The organism is Bradyrhizobium sp. B025 (assembly GCF_042257955.1).
Classification (GTDB): domain Bacteria; phylum Pseudomonadota; class Alphaproteobacteria; order Rhizobiales; family Xanthobacteraceae; genus Bradyrhizobium; species Bradyrhizobium diazoefficiens.
The window spans coordinates 8266018-8287077 of sequence record NZ_CP170150.1 but is presented as its reverse complement, the minus strand read 5'-3'; the positions used below and the strand labels follow the sequence as shown (position 1 = coordinate 8287077).

Annotated in this window: 20 protein-coding genes and 2 pseudogenes; 13 read left to right on the top strand and 9 right to left on the bottom strand. The window is 61.6% G+C overall.

Features of this window, described 5'->3' with window-relative positions:
• The 6 genes from ACE10W_RS39265 to ACE10W_RS39240 all read left to right on the top strand — a co-directional run bounded on the left by ACE10W_RS39265 (position 1) and on the right by ACE10W_RS39240 (position 5258).
• Positions 1 to 816, top strand: coding sequence for an ABC transporter ATP-binding protein (locus ACE10W_RS39265; RefSeq protein WP_028175105.1), 816 nt, complete (start codon positions 1 to 3; stop codon positions 814 to 816).
• Positions 813 to 1631: an ABC transporter permease gene (locus ACE10W_RS39260; protein ID WP_011082921.1), complete on the top strand. Its 819-nt coding sequence runs from the start codon at positions 813 to 815 to the stop codon at positions 1629 to 1631. The genes ACE10W_RS39265 and ACE10W_RS39260 overlap by 4 nt, the downstream gene beginning before the upstream one ends.
• Positions 1631 to 2620, top strand: a complete 990-nt coding sequence (locus ACE10W_RS39255; RefSeq protein WP_011082920.1) for a 2-hydroxyacid dehydrogenase — start codon at positions 1631 to 1633, stop codon at positions 2618 to 2620. The genes ACE10W_RS39260 and ACE10W_RS39255 overlap by 1 nt, the downstream gene beginning before the upstream one ends.
• Positions 2620 to 3312: an AprI/Inh family metalloprotease inhibitor gene (locus ACE10W_RS39250; RefSeq protein ID WP_304549221.1), complete on the top strand. Its 693-nt coding sequence runs from the start codon at positions 2620 to 2622 to the stop codon at positions 3310 to 3312. Before ACE10W_RS39255 ends, ACE10W_RS39250 begins: the two co-directional genes overlap by 1 nt.
• 118 nt (positions 3313 to 3430) lie before the next feature.
• Positions 3431 to 3838, top strand: a complete 408-nt coding sequence (locus tag ACE10W_RS39245) for a YciI family protein (protein WP_011082918.1) — start codon at positions 3431 to 3433, stop codon at positions 3836 to 3838.
• 133 nt (positions 3839 to 3971) lie between these two features.
• On the top strand, positions 3972 to 5258 hold the full coding sequence (locus ACE10W_RS39240) for an RNA polymerase sigma factor (protein ID WP_304549220.1): 1287 nt from the start codon (positions 3972 to 3974) through the stop codon (positions 5256 to 5258).
• Positions 5259 to 5315: 57 nt separating this feature from the next.
• Here ACE10W_RS39240 and ACE10W_RS39235 read toward each other — a convergent pair whose 3' ends face one another.
• Positions 5316 to 6704, bottom strand: a complete 1389-nt coding sequence (locus ACE10W_RS39235; protein WP_161532551.1) for a peptidoglycan-binding protein — start codon at positions 6702 to 6704, stop codon at positions 5316 to 5318.
• A 289-nt stretch (positions 6705 to 6993) separates the two neighbouring features.
• Here ACE10W_RS39235 and ACE10W_RS39230 point away from each other — a divergent pair, with 289 nt between their 5' ends.
• The 3 genes from ACE10W_RS39230 to ACE10W_RS39220 all read left to right on the top strand — a co-directional run bounded on the left by ACE10W_RS39230 (position 6994) and on the right by ACE10W_RS39220 (position 8764).
• Positions 6994 to 7368 carry a hypothetical protein gene (locus ACE10W_RS39230; RefSeq protein ID WP_028175101.1) on the top strand — a complete coding sequence of 125 codons (375 nt, stop codon included), beginning with the start codon at positions 6994 to 6996 and terminating at the stop codon, positions 7366 to 7368.
• A gap of 165 nt (positions 7369 to 7533) precedes the next feature.
• Positions 7534 to 7854 (top strand): YMGG-like glycine zipper-containing protein, encoded by a 321-nt coding sequence (locus tag ACE10W_RS39225; protein WP_011082914.1) that lies wholly within the window; start codon positions 7534 to 7536, stop codon positions 7852 to 7854.
• A 103-nt stretch (positions 7855 to 7957) separates the two neighbouring features.
• A complete protein-coding gene (locus ACE10W_RS39220; protein ID WP_304549216.1) occupies positions 7958 to 8764 on the top strand; it encodes a hypothetical protein in 807 nt (268 codons plus the stop codon).
• 212 nt (positions 8765 to 8976) lie between these two features.
• Here the strand turns inward: ACE10W_RS39220 and ACE10W_RS39215 are convergent, their stop codons facing one another.
• Positions 8977 to 11226 carry an ABC transporter substrate-binding protein gene (locus ACE10W_RS39215; RefSeq protein ID WP_304549215.1) on the bottom strand — a complete coding sequence of 750 codons (2250 nt, stop codon included), beginning with the start codon at positions 11224 to 11226 and terminating at the stop codon, positions 8977 to 8979.
• Positions 11227 to 11785: 559 nt separating this feature from the next.
• Between ACE10W_RS39215 and ACE10W_RS39210 the strand changes: the two genes are divergently transcribed.
• A complete protein-coding gene (locus ACE10W_RS39210; RefSeq protein WP_161532549.1) occupies positions 11786 to 12814 on the top strand; it encodes a hypothetical protein in 1029 nt (342 codons plus the stop codon).
• Between the two features lie 120 nt (positions 12815 to 12934).
• On the opposite strand, the pseudogene ACE10W_RS39205 reads toward ACE10W_RS39210, so the two are convergent.
• The 3 genes and pseudogenes from ACE10W_RS39205 to ACE10W_RS39195 form a co-directional block, all read right to left on the bottom strand.
• Positions 12935 to 13099, bottom strand: a pseudogene (locus ACE10W_RS39205) (JAB domain-containing protein); the annotation flags it as partial.
• Positions 13100 to 13345: 246 nt separating this feature from the next.
• On the bottom strand, positions 13346 to 14485 hold the full coding sequence (locus ACE10W_RS39200; protein WP_223153803.1) for a 5'-methylthioadenosine/S-adenosylhomocysteine nucleosidase: 1140 nt from the start codon (positions 14483 to 14485) through the stop codon (positions 13346 to 13348).
• 96 nt (positions 14486 to 14581) lie between these two features.
• Positions 14582 to 14770 (bottom strand): annotated as a pseudogene (locus ACE10W_RS39195) (hypothetical protein); the annotation flags it as partial.
• Between the two features lie 286 nt (positions 14771 to 15056).
• Between ACE10W_RS39195 and ACE10W_RS39190 the strand changes: the two are divergent.
• The 3 genes from ACE10W_RS39190 to ACE10W_RS39180 all read left to right on the top strand — a co-directional run bounded on the left by ACE10W_RS39190 (position 15057) and on the right by ACE10W_RS39180 (position 17771).
• Positions 15057 to 16868 carry a hypothetical protein gene (locus tag ACE10W_RS39190; RefSeq protein WP_011082908.1) on the top strand — a complete coding sequence of 604 codons (1812 nt, stop codon included), beginning with the start codon at positions 15057 to 15059 and terminating at the stop codon, positions 16866 to 16868.
• 115 nt (positions 16869 to 16983) lie between these two features.
• Positions 16984 to 17538 (top strand): restriction endonuclease, encoded by a 555-nt coding sequence (locus tag ACE10W_RS39185; RefSeq protein WP_011082907.1) that lies wholly within the window; start codon positions 16984 to 16986, stop codon positions 17536 to 17538.
• Positions 17539 to 17543: 5 nt separating this feature from the next.
• Positions 17544 to 17771, top strand: a complete 228-nt coding sequence (locus ACE10W_RS39180) for a restriction endonuclease (RefSeq protein ID WP_071908403.1) — start codon at positions 17544 to 17546, stop codon at positions 17769 to 17771.
• A 129-nt stretch (positions 17772 to 17900) separates the two neighbouring features.
• On the opposite strand, the gene ACE10W_RS39175 is transcribed toward ACE10W_RS39180, so the two are convergent.
• The 4 genes from ACE10W_RS39175 to ACE10W_RS39160 form a co-directional block, all read right to left on the bottom strand.
• Positions 17901 to 19037 carry an SAVED domain-containing protein gene (locus tag ACE10W_RS39175; RefSeq protein ID WP_011082906.1) on the bottom strand — a complete coding sequence of 379 codons (1137 nt, stop codon included), beginning with the start codon at positions 19035 to 19037 and terminating at the stop codon, positions 17901 to 17903.
• Positions 19021 to 19470, bottom strand: a complete 450-nt coding sequence (locus ACE10W_RS39170; protein WP_202557271.1) for a hypothetical protein — start codon at positions 19468 to 19470, stop codon at positions 19021 to 19023. Before ACE10W_RS39170 ends, ACE10W_RS39175 begins: the two co-directional genes overlap by 17 nt.
• A 6-nt stretch (positions 19471 to 19476) precedes the next feature.
• The gene (locus tag ACE10W_RS39165) at positions 19477 to 20727 is read right to left on the bottom strand and encodes a nucleotidyltransferase (RefSeq protein ID WP_011082904.1); all 1251 of its coding nucleotides are present in this window, start codon (positions 20725 to 20727) and stop codon (positions 19477 to 19479) included.
• A 75-nt stretch (positions 20728 to 20802) separates the two neighbouring features.
• Positions 20803 to 21024 (bottom strand): DUF2188 domain-containing protein, encoded by a 222-nt coding sequence (locus ACE10W_RS39160; RefSeq protein ID WP_011082903.1) that lies wholly within the window; start codon positions 21022 to 21024, stop codon positions 20803 to 20805.
• Between the last annotated feature and the right edge of the window lie 36 nt (positions 21025 to 21060).

Below are 21060 nucleotides of genomic sequence, written 5' to 3'. Positions count from 1 at the left end.
ATGTCACCAGTCAAAACCTCGTCCGGGGTCGAGGCCAGCCTGACGGCGCTCGCCGTCAGCCTGCGCGGCGTGACGAAGGTCTATGACAACGGCGTCATGGCGCTCGGGCCGCTCGATCTCGCCGTGCGCAAGGGCGAGTTCATCTCGCTGCTGGGACCGTCGGGTTGCGGCAAGTCGACCGCGCTGCGGCTGATCGCACAGCTCAGCGCGCCGTCGTCCGGCATCGTGCGGATGGCGCGTCACGAGGGACCTGCACAGCCGGGCCATGGCATCGGCTTTGTATTCCAGGAGCCGACCCTGATGCCCTGGACCAGCGTGCGCGAGAACGTACGGCTGCCGTTGAAGCTCGCGGGCGTGGCGAAGGCGGAGGCGCGCGGGCGCGCCGACGAAGCGCTGGCGAGCGTCGGGCTTGCCGATTTCGCCGACGCCTATCCGCGCGAGCTGTCCGGCGGCATGAAGATGCGGGTCTCGCTGGCGCGCGCGCTCGTCACCGATCCGGACATTCTCCTGATGGATGAGCCGTTCGCGGCGCTCGACGAGATCACGCGCTTCCGCCTCAACAACGACCTGCTCGCGCTGTGGCGCAGCCTTCGCAAGACCGTCATCTTCGTCACCCATTCGGTGTTCGAATCCGTCTATCTGTCGCAGCGCGTGGTGGTCATGACGGCGCGGCCCGGCCGGATCCAGGCCGACATCCGCATCGAGACGGTCGAGCCGCGCGGAGAGGAGTTTCGCACCTCGGCCGCCTATTCGGACTATTGCCGGAAGGTGTCGGCCGCGCTGGCGCCGTCCTATTCGGGGCAACCGGTGCTATGAGCGCGCAGCCCTCCGTCACCGCCAGTCCGTCCGGCGCGCACCGCGCGGTGCGCTTCGTGCTTCCCGTCATCGTGCTTGCGGCCGGGCTTCTCGCCTGGGAACTCGTGGTCCGCATCAGGGAGATCCCGCCTTACGTGCTGCCCGCGCCCTCCGTGATCTTCCTGACGCTGATCAAGGACTGGGCGGTGCTGTCACAATCGCTCGCCACCACGCTTCTGACCACGCTTGAAGGATTTGTGGCAGCGAGCGTCGGCGGTATCGCGCTGGCGCTGCTGTTCAACCAGTCGAAATGGGTGGAATATTCGCTGTTCCCCTACGCCGTCGTCCTCCAGGTGACGCCTGTTATCGCGATTGCACCGCTGCTCCTGATCTATCTGGAGCAGCAGACCGCGGTCGTCGTCTGCGCCTTCATCGTCGCCTTCTTCCCGGTGCTCTCCAACACCACGCTCGGGCTCAATTCGGTCGACCGCAATCTGGCCGGCCTGTTCCAGCTCTATGGCGCCTCGCCACCACAAACCCTGCGCTTCCTGAAGCTGCCGGCGGCGCTGCCCTATATCCTCGGCGGCCTGCGCATCGCCGGAGGGCTGTCGCTGATCGGCGCTGTCGTGGCCGAGATCGCGGCCGGAACGGCCGGCGCCGGCTCTGGGCTCGCCTACAGGATCGCCGAGTCAGGCTACCGATTGAACATACCCCGCATGTTCGCCGCGCTGCTGCTGTTGTCGCTGGCCGGGATTGTCATCTATGGGGTGCTGGCGCTAGTTTCCCACCTCGTTTTACGGCGCTGGCACGAAAGCGCCCTTGGAAAGGAAAACTGATGACCGCCGGTTCGATTTCGTCCGAAAAGATCGACCTTCTGATCTATGGGCCGGTGCGGCCGATCCTCGAGAACGGGTTTTCCGATCATTTCGTCGTGCACAAGGCCGAGACACGAGGCGACCTCGAGCGGCTGACACCCGCGATCCGCGAAAAGATCCGCGGCGTGGCCGTGACCTATCACACGGTGCGTGCCGACAGGGACTCGCTGTCGCAATTGCCCAAGATCGAGATGGTGGCGAGCTTCGGCGTCGGCTACGACCACGTTGACGCCAAATACGCGGCCGAGCACAACATCATCGTCACCAACACGCCCGACGTGCTGACCGAGGAGGTCGCCGACGTCGCGATGGGCCTGCTGATCTCCACCGTGCGCGAATTCATCAAGGCCGACCGCTACGTCCGTTCCGGCCTCTGGCAGACGCAGAACTATCCGCTCAGCGTCGGCTCCTTGCGCGACCGCAAGGTCGGCATCGTCGGCATGGGCCGGATCGGCCAGGCCATCGCGCGCCGGCTCGATGCCTCGCTGGTGCCGGTGGTCTACCACTCCCGCAACCCGTCCAAGGACGTCTCCTACAAGCACTACCCTGATTTGATCGAGATGGCGAAGGCGGTGGATACGCTGATGGTGATCGTGCCCGGCGGCGCCAGCACCAACAAGATGATCAATGCCGAGGTGCTCAAGGCGCTCGGCCCGCGCGGCGTGCTGATCAATGTCGCGCGCGGCTCGGTGGTCGACGAGCCGGCGCTGGTGCAGGCGCTGAAATCCGGCACCATCCTGGCCGCCGGCCTCGACGTGTTCGCAGCGGAGCCGAGCGTGCCGGACGAGCTCAAGAGCATGCAGAACGTCGTGCTGCTGCCGCATATCGGCTCGGCCTCGGTGGTGACGCGCAACGCGATGGACCAGCTCGTCGTCGACAACCTCAAGGCCTGGTTCGCCGGCAAGGCGCCGTTGACCCCGGTTGCGGAAACGCCGTTCAAGGGGCGCTGATGACCGTTCTTCGGGTCGCTGCATTGGCCATCGCGGCATGTGTCGCCGCGGTCGGCCCTGCCTTGGCGCAGGATGCGACGAGCCTGAAGAAGACGATGCCCGGGCAATGGGAGCTCTCGACCACCGAGCGCAGCAAGACCTGCGTGGTCACCATGAAGAGCGACGCCGCGGGCCAGGGCTTCAAGCTGGAGCTGGAGCCGGCCTGCAAGACCGCGCTGCCCTTCACCAAGGACATCGTCGCCTGGAGCGTCAGGGGTCTCGACATCGTTCGCTTGCAGGATGCGACCGGTGAAGCGGTGATCGACTTCACCGAGGTCGAGGCCGGCATCTTCGAGGGGCTGCGGCAGGGCGAAGGTGTCTACATCCTGCAGGACCTCGCCGCCGCCCGTTCGATGGCCAAGTCGATGGACCAGATGATCGGCGACTGGTCGATGGTGCGCTCCAACGGCCAGCCGGTCTGCGGGCTGACGCTGACCAATACCGAGGCGGGGCCGGACAATTTCCAGGTCTTCCTGAAGCCGAAATGCGATGCGGGCATCGCGCAGTTCAATCCGACGCAATGGCGGCTCGAACGCGGCCAGATCATCCTGATGTCGAAATCAGGCGATGTCTGGCAGTTCGAGGCCGACGACAACGCGCAGTGGCGGCGCGTTCCCGATACCGCCGATCCCCTGATCATGCTGCGGCAATAATTTCTCCCGGCCAATAATTTCTCTCGGGGATGTCGATTTAGCCGAGGCTCAATCGTCACATCCATAGCGAGCCGGTTTGCGGCCGGAGCGGTCGCTGCTCGCGCCAAGGGAGTTTTTCATGCGCTTCATGTACATCGTCACCTCCAGCCAGCCGATGGCGGGCCCGACCCCGGCACTGATGGAGGCGATGCAGAAAATATCAGAGCGGGAGATCAAGGCCGGTCGAATGCTCGACACCGGCGGCCTGATGCCGCTTGCGACCGGCGCACGGGTGAAGATCGTCGACGGCGAGCTCAGCGTCATCGACGGCCCCTTCGTCGAGGCCAAGGAAGTGATCGGCGGCTACGCCATTTTCGAGCTGCGCGACAAGGCGGAAGCCCTGGCCATGGCGAAGGAATTCATGCAGTTGCATCTCGATCACATGCCGGGATGGGACGGTACCTGCGAATTGCGGGCATTCGCGACGCCGGGCGTCGACGTGGCGTGCGAGATCGACGCGCATTCCAGGGTCGCCGCCCACGCCTGATGAACACCACCGCTCGTCTTAGAGCGTTTTCAAGCGAAGCGGATACCGGTTCGCGTAAAGAAAACGCGTCAAGACAAGAATCTAGAGCCCCGTTCCGATTCCATCGGAACGGAAAGGGCTCTGGTCGGCGGCGATGACGGCCGCCGACATCGATCACGCGATCCGCGCCGCGATTCACGCAGCTTGGCGCGTCGTGCAGCCGCGGCTGATCGCGACGCTGTCGCGCATGCTGCGGGACGTGACGCTCGCGGAGGAATTGACCCAGGACGCTCTCGTCGCCGCGCTGGAGGCCTGGCCGCTGAGCGGGGTGCCGGACAATCCCGGCGCCTGGCTGGTTGCGACGGCGAAGCGCCGTGCGCTCGATCATTTGCGCCGGGCGAAAATGCTCACCCGCAAGCAGGACCTGCTGACGCACGAGCTGATGCAGGAACAGGACGCGATGCCCGATTTCGACACCGCCCTTGACGACGACATCGGTGACGAATGGCTGCGGCTGATCTTCACGGCCTGCCACCCGCTGCTGCCGCGGCAGGCCCGCGCGGCGCTCGCGTTGCGCATGATCTGCGGCCTGACCACCGACGAGATCGCGCGCGCCTTCCTGGTCACGGAGGCAACCATCGCCCAACGCATCGTCCGCGCCAAGCGCACGCTTTCGCGGTCGGGCCTCACCTACGAAACGCCGGGCGGCGAGGCGCTTTCCGAGCGTCTGGCCTCGGTGCTCGAGGTTGTCTATCTCATCTTCAACGAGGGCTATTCGGCCTCTCGCGGCGAGGAGTGGCTGCGGCCGCAGCTCTGTGACGAGGCCCTGCGCATGGGACGGGTGCTGGTCGGGCTCGCGCCGCTCGAGCCCGAGGTGCACGGTCTCATGGCGCTGATGGACCTGAATGCCGCGCGGATGCATGCCCGCACCGACCGCGATGGCGAGCCCATCCTGCTCATGGACCAGGATCGCGGGCTGTGGGATCGGCTCCAGATCACGCGCGGCCTTCGGGCGCTGGACCGCGCGCGCGAGCTCGGCGGAGCCGGCCGGTTCTACATGCTGCAGGCCGCAATCGTCGCGTGTCACGCCACCGCGGAGACGGCCGCAAGCACCGACTGGCGACGCATCGCGGAGCTCTATGGCCAGCTTGCGACGCTGGTGCGCTCGCCCGTGATCGAACTCAACCGCGCGGTCGCGCTCGGCATGGCCGAAGGGCCGCAGGCCGGGCTCGATCTCGTCGAGATGATCGCCGACGAGCCGGCGCTCAGGACTTATCACCATCTTCAGGCCGTGCGCGGCGACCTTCTGCACAGGCTCGGCCGCTTCGCAGAGGCGCGAGCATCGTTCGAGACCGCCGCCCGTCTTGCAACCAATGCGCGCGAGCGCGGGTTGATGGAACGACGTGCGGCAGACATTGCCGATGCCGGCGGCATGGCTTGAGGCGCGCTGAAACGGCTGCGCGGTTGTGGTTAGGTCGTCGGCTCTACGTCGTCGGCTTTACGTTGTAGCCTTGGGCGGCGGCGCGGTGCCCTGCGCCCACTTCTCCAGCTTGCCGAGCACGCCCCAGGCCGTGAGCGCCAGCGAGATCGGCATCGCGAACTGGCCAAGGCCCGGCACGGCCGACACGATCGTTCCGAGCAATCCGGCAATGCCGCCCGCATTGGGGCTTGCCGTCACCGACGACAGCAGCGCGGTGAGCACCGAGCCGCCGATGCCGAGCGCGGTCTTCTTGCCGTCGAGCAGCTTGCCGATGGTCTCGCCGAGCGCGCCGTTGACCTGGCCGAGCACGGGCTTGCCGTCCTTGTTGAGCAAGGTGCTGAGCAGGTCGACAACCTGCTTCAGCTGATCGACGGGGGCGGGATTGGTCGGGGTGACCGGTCCTGGCATGGGCGCCGTCTTGTTGATGAGGGAAAAGAGCCGTTCGAACAGGCTGATCGGGTCGTTGGTGGCGGGCAGCGTGTTGCCCGGTGTCGTCGTCCCCGGCGTTACGCCGCCGGCTGACGGTCGCAGCAACTGCGCGAGGTCCTCGAGCCGCTTCAGGGCCTGGGACAGATCGCCGGTCTGCCCGGCGGTGCCCGATTGCGTCGCGCGCGTGATGGCAGCGACCGTGGCCCCGTCGAGAAGGCCGGTATCCCTCAGGCCGTTCTGCTGCTGAAACTGCGAGACCGCAGCCTTGGTCTTCGGTCCGCTGATGCCGTCCTCTGCGAGCGGCGGGTTGGCGCCGAGCTTGTTGAGCGCCTGCTGCATCAGAACGACCGTCGAGGCGATGTCGTCCTCGGGCTCGGTGCGGCCGACGAATTGCGTGCTGCCGTCGATGGCGATCGAGGAATCGAGCGACATCATCGCATGCAGGATCACCGCGGTGCCGAGCTGGGAATCGACGTGGTTCGAGTCGAACACGTGATCGCGGACGAATTTGCCGGCCCTTGCCTCGGGCGGGCCGTACAGTGTCGAGCCGCCATAGAGATAGGGCGAATTGCAGCCCTTGGCGTGGTAGCCGAAGCCGTTGAACGCCTCGAGCCGGAACAGAATCCGCGCGACACCCCAGTCGTGAGCGCCAACGAAATTCTCGATTCTGAACGCGTCCACGGCGCCGTCCACGAAGGTGGCAAACGGGCCGCGCCCTTTCGGAACGATGGTCGTCGCGCGATGGATCGTTTCGCCGTTGCCGAGATAGGTGTCGAAATCGAAGTTGGATTCGCGATAGTGGCAGAGCGCGGCAAAATACCAGGGGACGCCGGTCAACCGCTCGATCTGCTGATAGGTCGCCTTGCCGTTGAGGGCCTTGCGTGCGACCGCATTGGCCTCGGCGAGGCGTGAGGGCCTGATCTCGAGGCTGGCCCAATTCCGCTCGTATTCGTCTTTCAAACTCTCGAATGACAACATTTCCCGCTCCCGCAAATGGATGAACGATCTACTCTCCGTGCATGTCAAAGTAAGCCGGGCGCCGTAATCAGGGCGTGGCGCCGGCGTAATCCGCGAGAATGTGACAGGTCGCCGGCCCGGCGTGTGTGAAATGGGTTACAGCCTGAGCGGGAAATCGGCGGCAGCACTGCGGTCGGAGGTCGCAAGCCGAATGTGGCTTGCGAACGCGGGTCACCGCGATCCTGGAACCTGCTGGGGCGTCCGCCCGTTAGCAGCGCACACGGTCAGGAGGCTTGCTCAGGAGGCTTGCATGGCCAAGCGCGTCCTCGCGATCGGCATCGAACCCGGGGTTGCGGACTACAGCACATTCCCGCAGCTCACGCCGGAGCTCGTGCGCAACTATATCGAGACCCAGCTGCTGCGCCTGCGCGGTCTCGGTTACGAGGTCACGAGCTGCCTGATCGATCTCGACGCGGCTGCGGAAGCGGCGGTGACGGCGGCGTTGCGCGACGAGAGCTTCGACTGCATCGTGATCGGCGCGGGCCTGCGCGAGCCGAAGCAGCGCCTGCTGCTGTTCGAGAAGGTGCTCAACCTCGTCCACCGCCTGGCGCCCAATGCGGCGATCTGCTTCAACACCACGCCCGCCGACACCGCCGAGGCCGTGCAGCGCTGGATCGAGCCCTGACACGGAGATGGCCGGCATGTGCACCGCACCCGGCACGGTCTGAGCTGCCGCCTCGCAGAGCCCCCCGGCGCCATCACGGCGCGTCCAGGTGGCGGCGCTGGCTATTTTTCTGGCCCGAATCCGCTTCCGGCGCTATGACACAGCTCACCACAGGGGAGGTCGAGCATGCTTCGAGGTCTTCGCATTGGAAGTTTTGGGATCGCTGCGTGTCTGACGGTTGCGATGGCAATGCCGGTGCATGAGGCGGCGGCCCAGGACGCCGTCGGCGGCGCGATCATTGGCGGTGTCGGCGGGGCGATCCTCGGCGGCGCGATCGGTGGAGGCCGCGGTGCCGCAATCGGGGCCGTCGTCGGTGCCGGAACGGGCGCCGCGATCGCTTCCGAGGGCGAGCGCCGCCGCTCCGGTTACTACGCCTATCAGCGCGGCTGCTACATGCAGCGCCCCGACGGCCGCTACGTCCCGGTCGATCCCCGATATTGCTATTGATCGTTCAGCCGCCGGCGTCGCGGGGTTGACGGCGGCCGGCGGTTGACTTGGCGGGGAGGGGTGAGCATCGGCCGCGGGCCGCCATCCCGGGGTGGTGGATCGCATGACTATCCGATCTCGCATGTGCCGGCTTCTGATCGCCGTCATCGCAGCGGGCGATCTCGTCGGAGCCGGGTCCGCCCGCGCGCAACAGATTCCAGCCGACGAACCCGCGTTTACGGCTTTCGTGGCCGAGCGCATCCGCGCCGAGATTCGTGACACCCCTGTCGTGATCAAGGGGCCGCTGACGCTTTCGATCGGCCCTCTGCAAGCCAACCTCGATCGCATCTACGCCTTCTGCAAGACCAACACGGGCGCCTGCAGCAAGGAGATCGGCACCTATGTCAGCGGCGTCGTGGCAACGACAAGCAATCGGAATGATCCTCCCACCAGAGCAGCGCTGCGCGTGGTCGTGCGCTCGGCCGATTACATGCGGCAGGCGCTTCGGGAGGTCGATGCGCGCGGTCCGGCCCTGACGCGGCCCCTGGCAGAGGGGCTGGTGATCGTCCCGGTGCTGGATTCGCCGCGGACGATACGGGTGTTCAATGACAAGGATCGTGCTGCGCTCGGCCTGACGCCGGACCAGGTCTTCGACATCGCCATCGCCAATCTGCGCAGCAGCATGAAGCCGCTCGCGACCGCCGCAAAGGCGGTCCCATCAGGACAATTCGGCACGCTGAAGGGAGACTACTATCAGACCAGCCGGCTTGCGCTGATCGACAGCTGGGCGCCGCTCGCGCAGGCCCAGGGTGGCGTCCTGATCGTGGCGGCGCCGTCGGCCGATCTCGTGCTCTATGCAAGCGAAGACAGCGTCGCCGCGCTCGACGCGCTGCTGCGCTGGACGCCGAAGGGGTGGCAACTGGTTCGGTGAGATGGCCTGAGAGCCATGCAGCCGGTTCAGCGGCAGGCACTGATAAGATAGGCGGGACTTCCTCTCAATCCGTCGCCACGATTTGGAGCCCTGGATCAACCGCATCCTGCGCAGGCTGGCGTGGCCACTTCTGCCGACGGTGATGTGGTCGTGTACGGCGATGCCGAGCGACCTGGCGATGTGTGGCGGGCCGGCGAGGTATCCACGCTTCCTCACACGGCATAACGCCGGTAGAGCACGACGATGATAGCGAGCACCGTCCCGGCATAAATGATCTGCGCTACGTGATCCGAAACAACAGCGACGCGCTTTCGGCCCGCGTCCCGAAGTTTTTCATGTCTGTAGCCCGCCAACATCGCCATCAGGCATAGTACGAAGAAGATGTAGAACATCTCTTCGACCACCACCGTGTATCCGACATCGCCGATCTGACTGTTCACCGCTACGAGCAGCACCGCGCTCGCCAGGATCGAGGTCACTGGGATCGTCACGCGTTCACGAAACATGGTTTCGGGAAAGAACAGTGTGGCGAATACGACGAGCACGAGCAGAAACAGCGGCAGTAGGTTCTTCAGCATGTAGATGGCGGAGCTGCGGCGCAGCATGATGGCCGCATCGAAGCCTGCGAATTCCGTCCTTGCCTCGGCACCAAACAAAGGCGCCTTTCCGAGCGTCGATCCGCTGGACAGGGATTCGACGAAATAGTTCAGCCCGAGAAATCGCCAGAGCGGAAGTCCGGAATAGGCCCCGTCCTCGGCCCGCGAGCTTCCGTCGTCGGCGAGGCGCAAGCCGAACCGATCGATGACATAGGTGATGAGTTCCCTCCGCTGTTCCGTGTTCTGAAAAAGTAGATGCAATTGCTGCGTGTCGAATGGATAATCATGGAGATCGAAATGGGCCTTGAAATCGCCGTTGATGCGATAGAGCCGGTAGCTCAGGCCGTCTTCGTGTCCAGCCTGAATCGGTCGAGCTGGATCGAACGCCCCGCGATCCAGCAATGCCGGGAATTCGAGGTGCGTCTGCGCCTCATCGTCGCCAGCGAATCGCATCCAGAGATAGAAGTCGACGTTGAACGAATTTTGCTTCACGTCGATCCGGCTGACGCGAATGATGTCGATGCCGGTATAGACGACGCGCTGAATCCAGTAGCGCCGATCCTCGAACGCGATGACATGGCCCTTCTCCTGTTCCGCGGCGAGATCGATTCCATCAGGCTGATCGATGCGCACGAGTTGCTGCGGCGCCGTGACGAACCGACCGTAATGGAAGAAACCCATTCGGATCGGGCGCGGAATGTCGCGGTTCGCGTTGAAATAGAGCCGCCCCGTCAGCCCGACGACCGCCGATTTCGGACTGTCGATCGCGGCCAGTGCGGCGCGCACCCGGTCGCGATCCGCAAGCTTGCTGTCGGATCGTTTCTGAATCCCCTGCCCCATAAACCGGTGATGTACGGCAGCTCGTTTCAGCGCATCGATCATCAGGCGCGCGGCGTCATACGCGCCGCCGGCAACCCAGCTTGGCGAGGTTCCCGCTTTCGCCTTGTAGTCGACGGCAAAGGCCTGCGCCGCCACGCCTGCGCTGTCGAACATCAGCGATGAAGCGGCATACAGATTCTCGCTGAAGAAACCCGGATGCGATTTTTCCTCGGGCTCGTCGGCGAAATTCTGCAAATAGCTTTCGCGGGCCGCGCCTTGGGATGCGATGATCGTTCCCTTGATGCCGTGGCGGCGCAGCGCCTTGACGATGTCTGGGCTAAAATCGGGTGCCGCGCCGACGACGATAACGCCGGGTCCGGGCTCCTGCGCGGCAGCGGCTAGCGTCCCATCCATCGATCCGATCTGACCGGCTGCGACGTCCAGTCCGAACACGTGCAACTGCTCCGCCGGATAGGCCGCGCCAAATCCATGCTCAAAACTCTTGCCGTAGGAATCGCGCGTGTGAACGAGACGGACTTTTGGCTCCTTCATCACGGCGCGCAGATGTTCCGCGATCGAGCGCGCCTGCGCGGAGACCGGCGCCAACGCACGAAAATAGTAATCATTGGTGGATGTCAGATCGTCGGCAGCCGCGCTTCCCGTGAGCGCCGGAATCCGCGCATCCTTATATACCGGCGCTGCTGCGAGCGAAGCGGAGCTGAGATAATGGCCGAGCACAGCGACGCACGGGCTGTCGGCGATCGCCTGCGCGTTCGCGCGCGCCACGGCTGGATCGCTTGCGTCGTCGAACAGAACGAGTTCAATTAGCCGTCCGTTGACGCCACCCTTGGCGTTCACCTCGTCGATTGCAAGCTGCGTCGCGACCAGGCTTTCCGTCCCGGCCGGGGCCGACGGTCCAGAAAGCGAATTGGCGAAGGCGATGCGAATAGGCTCCGGGCGAGTCCACAGGATGGCGGCCCAGGCGACGGCGAGCACCAGGGCGACGCCCGCAACAACGGCAAGCCACATTATAAGCCGCTGCTTCATCGTCGATCCTCGCATCGATCGGCATAAGCCGAGATTCTCCAGATCGAGGCCTCAATCAGGCCGAGATTGCCGCCGCTGAGAGCGTTTTTCAAGCCCGCCCCATCGTCACCGGCAAGATCTACGACTACTCAAGGCGGATGAAGGAAAGTGCGTGGTGCCGGAAGTCCGGGCCGTCGGCCGTGGCCTCGGTCATTCACATACCCGGCCTGACACCGCGCGCATTCGCCGGATCGCTCGGAACGGCTTTCGTTCTGGCCGTGGAGCGCGGCCGATGAGGCGTTTGATTGGACGGACCTCAATGAAGCGTTCCGCCACTTCTCTGATGGGCCAGAAGCGGACATTGATTGGCCTTCCGCGTTCTCCGCAAAGCGGAGTAGGCTACGCCTACTGCCGTCCGTGCCCAATTGTTGCGGAGGGACTGCCATGAAACTTCGCCGCCGAAATTTTCTGCATCTCGCCGCGGGGGCCGGCCAGATGGTGTTCCCGCCGCCGAAGGAGGCTCTCATTCCGCGCGCAAAATTTCGCGTTGACGGACCGAACTAAGACAGGAGAACCAGACATGGCCGCTTTTCAAGAGGTTTTCCGCCGCTCCGGCATCGATGAGCGCCGCAGCCCGCCGGGCATGGTGGTGCCGTTCGGCGGCTCCAACATCGTGGCGCTGATCGATCCCGGAAGAAAGCTCAAAGTCGATCCTAACGCCCATGCCCTCGGGATCAAGGAGATCGATGGCGCCGATACCCTTAGACGCGTAATGCAAGCCAGAGACACCTTCTCCGAACCCGATATCGATCCGCAGCTCAGGGCGGCGTCACTTCCCACCACCTTCAATGGCGATGCACGGTTTTTCGAAATCAATGGCCGGATTAAGCCGATTGGCTTTCCCGGCCTGGAGGTGGTGGCCCGTTCGGCCGGCCGGAAGATCGAAGCCAAGCTCCATGTCGTCGTGCTGCCGGAAATCAAGATCAAGGTGGCGTTCCGTAACGTCATGGTTCCGGGGAGTGGCGGCGCTCCGGCGTTTCACGCCAAGAAGCCTTGCAACGAGCAAGATGAATTGCTGACGATGAACAATATATGGAGGCCGCAGGCCAACATCCGCTTCGAGCGGGTGCCAAGCGACTGGCTGGTCATCGACGACTCGCAGGCTGCCGTCAAACAGGACCTCGCCAGTGCGACTGGCATGAAGGATGCGAGCCTAGCGACCTTTCCCGATGTGATCGACGTCGAAAAACTGAAGGGCTTCTTCGTCAAACACAAAGTTCAGGGCGCCCATCTAACCATTTTTTGCGTCGATAAGGTTTGGTCCAATGGCGGCCCCGCCAATGGCTCATTTGCTCGATCGCTGGACCTTGCCTTCATCAGCTCGCAACGCGGGCCTAACACGTCTGCCCATGAATCCGGCCATTTTCTCGGCTACTACTCGAAGAGCGCGAGCAAACCTTGGGACAGCCAAGGCCACACGCTGGAGACCGATCCGAAAACCGGAAAAGAAAACAGGGCGGAAGACATCAAGATGCTGATGCGCGGGGGAGGCGCCGGGTGGAAAATTCCGTTTAATCTCGTCAAGGAGTTCCGCGACTTCCCCGGCTAGCATCCGAAGATCAGACAGAAGCTGGAAATCACTCCAGACGTTGAATGTCGCCTTTGGGTCAGTCGCGTCGTTTTGCGAGGTTCGCGGTACGGTCCGCTTTAGCCCCAAGAGCCGACGTCGTTAGATCAGCTTCATCCCCTTCAAGCTGGAATGCCCGTTCTTGCCGACGATGATGTGGTCGTGCACGGCGATGCCGAGCGGCCTGGCGATGTCGATGATCGCTTTCGTCATCTGGATGTCGGCCTGCGAGGGCGAGGGATCGCCGCTAGGGTGGTTGTGCATGAGCCTGCGGCGTCTATTATCTATTTGAGTTTGCTGTTATTTTAGATTCTGATCGAGCTGTAGGAGGCGGAGACTGGGGCATGTAGTGGGTGATTGTTCGTGATAGTCACGAGAGTTCACGCTCGGTCCTGGCCGCTTCGATTGGAGTCCTTGTTTCAATGCCCGATCTGTCCGTGACATGCATTTCAGTGCGTATCGACGGCTTACGGACACCGCCGAAAGCATCAGCCTGAATGCTCAGGTTTTCCGTTAACGTGTCCTTTCATCGACGGCTTCCTCCAATACGTGCAACGTATCGCGCCGCTCGAACAGTAAAATTAGCTCTCTGACCCGGGCCGATTTGCGGTCGCCGGGAATTTCGTCAATGTCCACGCCCAGGAGAAAGCAAAGGTTCTTAAACTCTTCCATATCGAACGCCGTACACAGCTCATCGAACAATTTCTTACGTTGAGCTATCGAAATACGCGACTTCGTTGCCGCTACCGAAGCAACGGACTTCGGCCACGCCCCCTCCGAGAGGGAAACTGGGCGCGACTCAATGAAGCTTCGCAAGCACGAAGCCGCGGAATACGCTGCGTACTCTTGCCACATGTCATTCTTTTTGCCGTCGGCGAAGTCGCAGATGGCTCGGATCGTCAAGAATCCCACCTTCTTGACAGCGCTGAATGCCGCAGAAGCGACTCCTGCACTCTCCATCTCAATTGCGATGAGATCGCGTTGCAACGACCGAAGCTCTTGGGCAGCCTCGCTTGAAGCAATCACCTTCTCTCCAGAGGCAATTGGTCCGACATGAATTCTCGGCTCGATGGCGCTCGCGCTTTTCCCATCGGGCCTTGAAGGCAAATGTGCGCGCCACGTTGAGTCGGTCAAGTTCAGTATTCCATCCACGAGGATGGGGTCCGCCTGAAATTGCCGAGCTCGATGCTCCTGATGATTGGGTCGAACCTTCGAGAGCTCATAATAGAAAATGGAGTTCGAGGCCACGATATCGCCGAAGCCCTGATCCTTTCTAGAGATTCCACCAGCAATTCCATTCACAAGTACAAATCGCGGCTTCCATTTGTGGATGAGGTCCGATGTCGCATGTGCGGCATCGAGATTTCCCATCGAATGAAGGAGAGTGGCAACAACTCGATACGAGCCGCCGCGTCTTGTTGGAATCGTTCCGCGAAGGTACGTGCGGGTCGAATCCGATGTCGACGAAATCGGTACCAGCTCAGGAAAATAATGCTTAAGCGCAGCCAATTCCTTCCGCAACGCGACGACAACTGCGAAGTCGACTGATTCGTCCTCCACCTGTCGCGAGAGGTCGGTAGCCTGCTTGTCAGTAAGCTCGACAGCAACCGAGCTGAGAAATGCTGCGACGCGGCTCTCATGGCGCCGTTTCATGAGAAGCAACGAATCCGCTGTGTAAGTGGTCGGATCCTGATCGACCAAACGATGATGCGTTGGACATAGGATGATCAAGTTGTCTGCGTCGTTGCGCGACTCTTCGGATTGCGCGGGATCGAATCTCGGCCCCCCGGGAGAGGCCGCACGAATGTGGCAGAGTTCGCCCAGTAATGCGCGAGATTGAGGCTGAACGAGCTGCGTTGTACATCCCGGGAAAGCGCATAGGCCCCCCGAAGAAGCGAACAGAATCTTTATCGAACGATCACTGGGTTGTCGTCGCATAGCACCTCAAGCACGCTCCGCATGCCGTCGCCCCGTAGTCAAGAGATCATAGCCTTCAACGCCCATCAACCGGATACGTGTCGATAAGCCGACACTTTGTGGCTAACGTTGCTATTGAGCAGGCCGTCTAGAGCTGCGCGACATCGAGTAGCCTTCTAACTCTTCTTTGCGGGGGGCATGTTCTTTCCATTTGCATCGTGGAGGCATTCGCGCTTAAGTTGATCATATTGAAGGTCCGTCTTAATTGACATGGCGTACTTCCGCGTGGAAACGCGACGGGGGATGGATGATCGACTCTCTTCGCGTTGCAAAAACAGCAAATTTTCACATTCTTAAGCGGCAGATGAGCAATGCCGCATTGGATGACCTTTTTCGCCAAGTTCGGGCAAGCCAGCCCTCGGCCTCCCAAAACATATTCTACCATCGGCGCGTCCAAGCTGGGCGCGCGCGTTGGTCTGCGATCTCCTTCCTCTATGACCGCTCGCCTTCATTCTTAACCGAAGACGCAGGAATCCGAGAACGAATCTGCGGATTTATTCTTTTGATCGAATATCGCGATCATCTCGCGATTCTTAAATCCAAGCTCGATCTTCCGGCAGGATTTTTCACCCGCTATCTCGGTCGAGTATCAGCCGAACGCGTGGATCGTGCGGTCGCACGGCAGGGAGCGGTGTTCGAAAAGATTCGGCTTCGAAACATGTCGGTCTCCAAGCACGTGATGAGGAGTAAAACGTTCGAAGCCGATGACCTACAAAATGTTGTCGGGCCTGCTGGCGCAAACCGGTATGTGCCCCAGGCGTACGCGGTCCGGTCGGGAACTGACCACTATTCTACAACTCCTAGCACCGGCAGGATAGGGCAGCGGTCTGATCGGGTCGATCACCTCGCACTTGTGGAGTACGCGAAATCTGTAATTGACGAGCTGGTAGGTGGAAGAGCTGCACCTGCCAGCTTTCTCCGTACCTTAGCCCGCGCTATCGATTTGGCGAGTATTGGCGGCACCGCGCGTCCAACAAGTTTTGCCGTCGACGTTGCGGGATTTGTTGATGCGATCCATGTCGATCGCGAAATCAGACTTGTACATGAAGATAGCGGTAGACTCACTCAACTCTCCAAGCATGAAATCGATGCAGCGTTAAATGAGCTCGATCGTGCGTTTAGGGTCAGCGGCGACGGAAAGAGGATGGATATCTTCGACGGTGCTGATTCGGTTGGAGCAATTGCAATCAACCAAGCTCGCGTAGCATTGCGTGACTTGCAATTGCCGATCACTGCCGGCATCGAGGTCGAAAGTACAGAGTATGCTCTCGGTCACGATCCAAATCGGATCTCGCTCCGACGCTACATCGATCGCGAGGATAAGTTCATATTGCTGTTCGACGCCCTCTCTTTAGCTTACATCGACGGGACCTTGTTCCGCGACGAAGGCTTTGTAGATGGTGGCGCAGCCCTGTTGCGCCATTTGCGCTCTGATCCGCTCCTAGACGGAGTGACTGATGAAAAGGGTAACTTTTCGACGCGAAAGGCCACCTTTGATGCTGACTCCACTTTCGGTGTGATCGAAGCGAGTGTTGCGGACGGGGACGATGTGCTTGTGTGCGACGATCTTGGCGACGAATGGGCGGACTATATTGGGCTAAACAACTCCAGCAGCCCGCCTAGAATTACCTTTTATCACGCAAAGCATGGTCCACTATCGCTCGGTGCTGGGCCGTTCCATATCTCCGTGAGCCAAGCAATTAAGAACTTGCAGCGTATGAGCCTTCCGCCGGAATCGATGGAAGCGAAAATTCGTGGTTGGAACAACAAGTATGTAAGCGGTAGCGGAGTCAAAACCCGGATCAAGAGGATTGTCCGAGGCGATGCCGACGAGCTAATGAACGAATTCGCTCAAGTGCGGCTTGCGCCGGATGCAATTCGTCGGGTCTTCATCGTGACCTCTTCGCTGAGCCGCGGTGCTGTTGAAGAGGCGCTAAAGGAAGTCGCAGCCGGCCAAGCGCCAGACCCATACTTCGTTCAGCTCTATTGGCTGTTGATGTCATTCTTCTCGGCGTGTACCGAAATGAACGCACATGGATACGTGATCTGTCAAACTTAGCAGGCGCTGATCACGGAGTCGGTATTCGAAACTGCGATTTGGCTATTCCGGCTGTTAAGGCCCGACAGCCGGCTGACTGCTAACCTATGCGCAGTTGTAGTAAAGAGCGCGTGCCATGCTTACTTTGCAGCAGATGGAAGAGGTAAGGGTTCGCCTAGCGCAGCAACTGATATTCTACATGCCCGTTAAGCTGTTTCCTATTGCGCAGAAATTAGCGTTTCCGATTCTTTTAGAGTTCACACGACTAGTGGATTTTAGGAATCTGGAAATTCCACCAGAGAAGATCAAAATTACTGACTTGATCTACGAAGACAGGCTTCCGTCAGTGTTCGAGTCGTTTATCGCTCGGCGGTTTTCCGAGGGGAATAAGCAAGCGGAGTTGCGAGTAGCGGGAATCATTACACCAGATCACAAGATCGTCCTGGCAGATCGTAAAACGGCAGAGGGATTTCTAATAAAGGCAAACTCAGCGGTTTGGTATGAAATTGTAGCAAGCCTGCAATCGGATTGGAGCCAAGCGTATTCACTTTCTGCGACGCGTTGGGAAGAGATCGTCGCTGGTGCCTTCGATAAAGCGGGGTTCGACGAGGTGACATTAACGCCACGCTCAGGGGATCACGGACGGGATGTCATAGCTGTTCGAAGGGGGTTGGTTGCATCAAGATCATAGGATCGGTGAAGGCGTATAAGCCGAGGAACGAGGTTTCATATGATGACATTCGTGCATTGCTGGGCGTACTCAGCGGGGAGCAGAATGCCTCTAAGGGAATCCTGACTACAACGTCGGACTTTCCGCCAAGGCTAATATCTGATCCGTTCATAACTCCCTTTCTGCCGACGCGTCTCGAATTGATGAACGGTGACAGCCTTCAAAAGTGGCTTGGTGGCCTCCTGAAAAAATAGGCTTCTCCCGTTCGGATACATGCCTCTACGAGAGAGGGCTTGGGTCCGGACTTAATTGATCCACCAGGTAATCGCAGCGGCGAGGAGGATTGCGGACAGGAAGATGTCCGCGCGCTTGTCGCATCGGGTTTAGGGAATATCGAAGGTCCGTATGAACCCGTGCGATCGATTGTTGTCGTAGAGCCGGAGGGAAAGATCCGATTTGGGCATCCAGACGCGGCCGACCTCGACCGCCAGGGAGGCGGGAAGCGCGGGAAAAACATGCAGCAGCGTTCCCTCGCCATGCCGAGCCTTGATGCGGTCGTAGAGCCGTCGGAGTTCGCGCCGAAATGCGGCCTGATCGTCAGCTCGCCGCAAGACGTCGTTGTGAGGTTGATCCGCGCAGAGCGACCAGATCGCGGCTTCGTCGCCGAGAACCGCCTGGAGTCGCGCGTCGGTCACGGTAGCGCTGACACCGAGCTTTAGCGCGACCGAGCCTGACAGCCCGATATCCGGTTCGGTGACCTGGAATGTGATCGGGGGGCCATCGGACGCCCATCGCCAACTCGCGGGTTCGCGATGCCTTTGATGAACGACGGCCGGAACGATATCGCAGAGCAGCCGGCCAAGCTCGATCAGCAGCGGCTGCGGTGCGAGTGCGAATACGCTTAGATGCCTAATCTCCTGTCGCTCTACGCGGCCTCGCACCTTCGCTTCGAACTGGCGTCTCAGGTTCTCGCGCTGGACCGTCCAATAGGCAGGCTCGTTGTCTCGAAACGCACAGCCTACCATTTCAAGATCCAACCTCTGGCCGCTGGCTGGGTGGCGGTCGGGCGGCATCGCCGAAAAGATCGCCTGCGTCGATACAAGCGCCTCGTTGTCACAAATGCTCGCCCCAAACCTGATGACGTGAGATGCCCGGTCTTCGTCGATGCCGGCAACGATCGCGATCCGGCCCTCGTGCTCGGCTTTCATAGTTAGCAGAACAGATTCCGGATGATCGGCGACGGCGTCAAGATCGATCAGCTTGTGATGTCGGGCGCACATCAACATTAGATTTTCCAGACTACGCGCGAGCTGAGTCGACCGGATCGGATCGCCGCGCGGGCCGCCTTCGACGTCAGCCACGATGTGTGCGATGAAGCCGAAGATCCCGTCTTGCCGCCCGGCCACCAGGTCGCCGACCAAATCAGTATTGCATCCACGATATTGGCAGCGGCCAGCAGCCCGCGCCCACAGCGCCGATTGGACCTTTTGCGGAATGCTGCTCTTAGACACCGACGCCACCTGCTACGACGTGGCGGCCGCTCGCTGTCCATTGACCCGTTGCGCGCCAGCCCTCGTAAGCGGCAAGCCACTCGATCACCCAGGGCACAGTTGTCTGCGAGAGGCTGTCGAACGGCGACCAATCGTCGGAATCGGGATCGAGCATGCATAGCGTCACTTCGCCATCCGAACCGTAGTACACGTGAGGGAGCCTACCCTCCGGGTCGCCCGGACGGTGCCGTAACGGCGGTGACAAGACTTTGACGCGTGGCTGGAGAATGCGCACGTCGAGCCGTTCGATCACCAGCGGCGCTCGATAAGTGATCTCGACCTGAAACGTCTGAAGCAAAGGCCGGAGAGGGCCCTGCCACGCCGCGATTGCGCCGTGGCGGCCGATGAGTTTCAAGTTCGGCCACAAGGAAGCCATGTCAGTGATCTGGGCGTCGACCGTCATCACCACTTATCGGCGCTCTCCCATGTTGGTGTGTGCGCGAGCCGCGACTGGCGCCAGGCTGGTCGCCGCGCCGATGATCGCCGGCGCGGCGGGAACGAACAGGCCGCCGGAGCGCGTATAACCATGCTGCCGTGATTGAACTTGGCGCCCGAGCCGCTGGTTGAAAGCTTTGACAGAACGCGTGACGACCCGGTCCCCGAACTGCCCGCGCAACCACTCCTGCAAGTCCTCCAGCTGCACGTCGCCGGTGCGGGCGGCTTCGAGCCCGTTAGCGAGGGTGTGCAGGTGGCGAGAATAGGTTGTCTGTTGCAGCTGAGATTCTGGCCAACGGTCGGTGAAACGCTCGACCGGAAATTCGGGGTTGGGCACGACCAGGAGCTGGCCGCGCTTCGCGGCGTCGTCGATCGCGCGGGCCGTCCAGCGCGCCTGCCGGATCAGCATTTCCGCAAGCCTCATGCCCGGACGGGCGGCATGGCCGGCATGGCACGACAACATCACCGATGGCGGGATCCGGCCCGTCTCGGTCGCGTAGGCGATGTTGCGGTGCCGCTTGATTAGCTGCAGCGCGACCGTCGTCACGCTCTTGATGATGAGCGGCGTTTGCGGCGGAACGTCCTCGACGTCCGCTGCGGCGAAGGCGATTCCGGCCTGTTCGTACAGCTGACGATTCAGCGCCAGCGCGAACCGCTCCTCGGTAGGCGTTCGGGCGCAATACCACTTCCCGAAGGCATATGAGTTCATCGGCACATAGCGCGCCGGGTCGCTGCGAGTCCCCTTCTTCGCATGCGGGATCTCGCCTTCCTTCTCCTTCGGCGCCCGCCGCCGCGACGGCGTAATGTCAAGATGCATGCCGTCGGCGTAGTAGAGCGTGATGCACCGAGTTTGGCGCACGACCTTGCTTACCGGGTAGCTCTCGAGTGCGGCTTCCAGGTCATCCAGCAGCGCCTCGGGACCGAGGTCGGGGCCTTCGATCTCGGCGACGATATCGAGATCGTACTCGTCGTCCGTGCCGCGGGTCGACGTGGTTGCGTCGATTGCCATGGAGCCCTGGGGATAGAAGCAGGCGACCCTGCCTTCGAGCGGACTACCGGGTCGTTCGATGTAGCGTCGGACCGCCTCATATCGCTCGACCGCCTTGGCATGCAGGCCGGGCGGAAGCTGAATATTGATGGCAAGCTCGGCGAGTACCGCGTCCAGCGGGTCGGCAAAGGGATCATCAGGCCGATCATCGCGGCGCAGGGACGGAAAATTCGACATCGATATTGGTCCTCTTCTTTGAATGACCTCCGCGCGCCGATCCGACCGGATCGCCCTGGTGAGCGATCCGTTGGGTTATCCTTTCGGCGGGAAGGGATCGTTTCCGTAGGAGTTGGCGTCGCGAATGCGGCCATCGGGACGGTGGATGACGACTTCGCCGTGCTCGCGAAGCGCAGTGCTACGCGCCGCCTCCGTCGCCTCGGCTTGGGTGTGATGGGTGGACCCCACCCGCAACGCCCCCTCACGTCGGGTTGCCCAACCTGATTCGTGCGGCACGACATGAATGCGCTTCGACATCTCGGTTCCTTCGCCTCGTCGGTGAGCGTCGCGCTC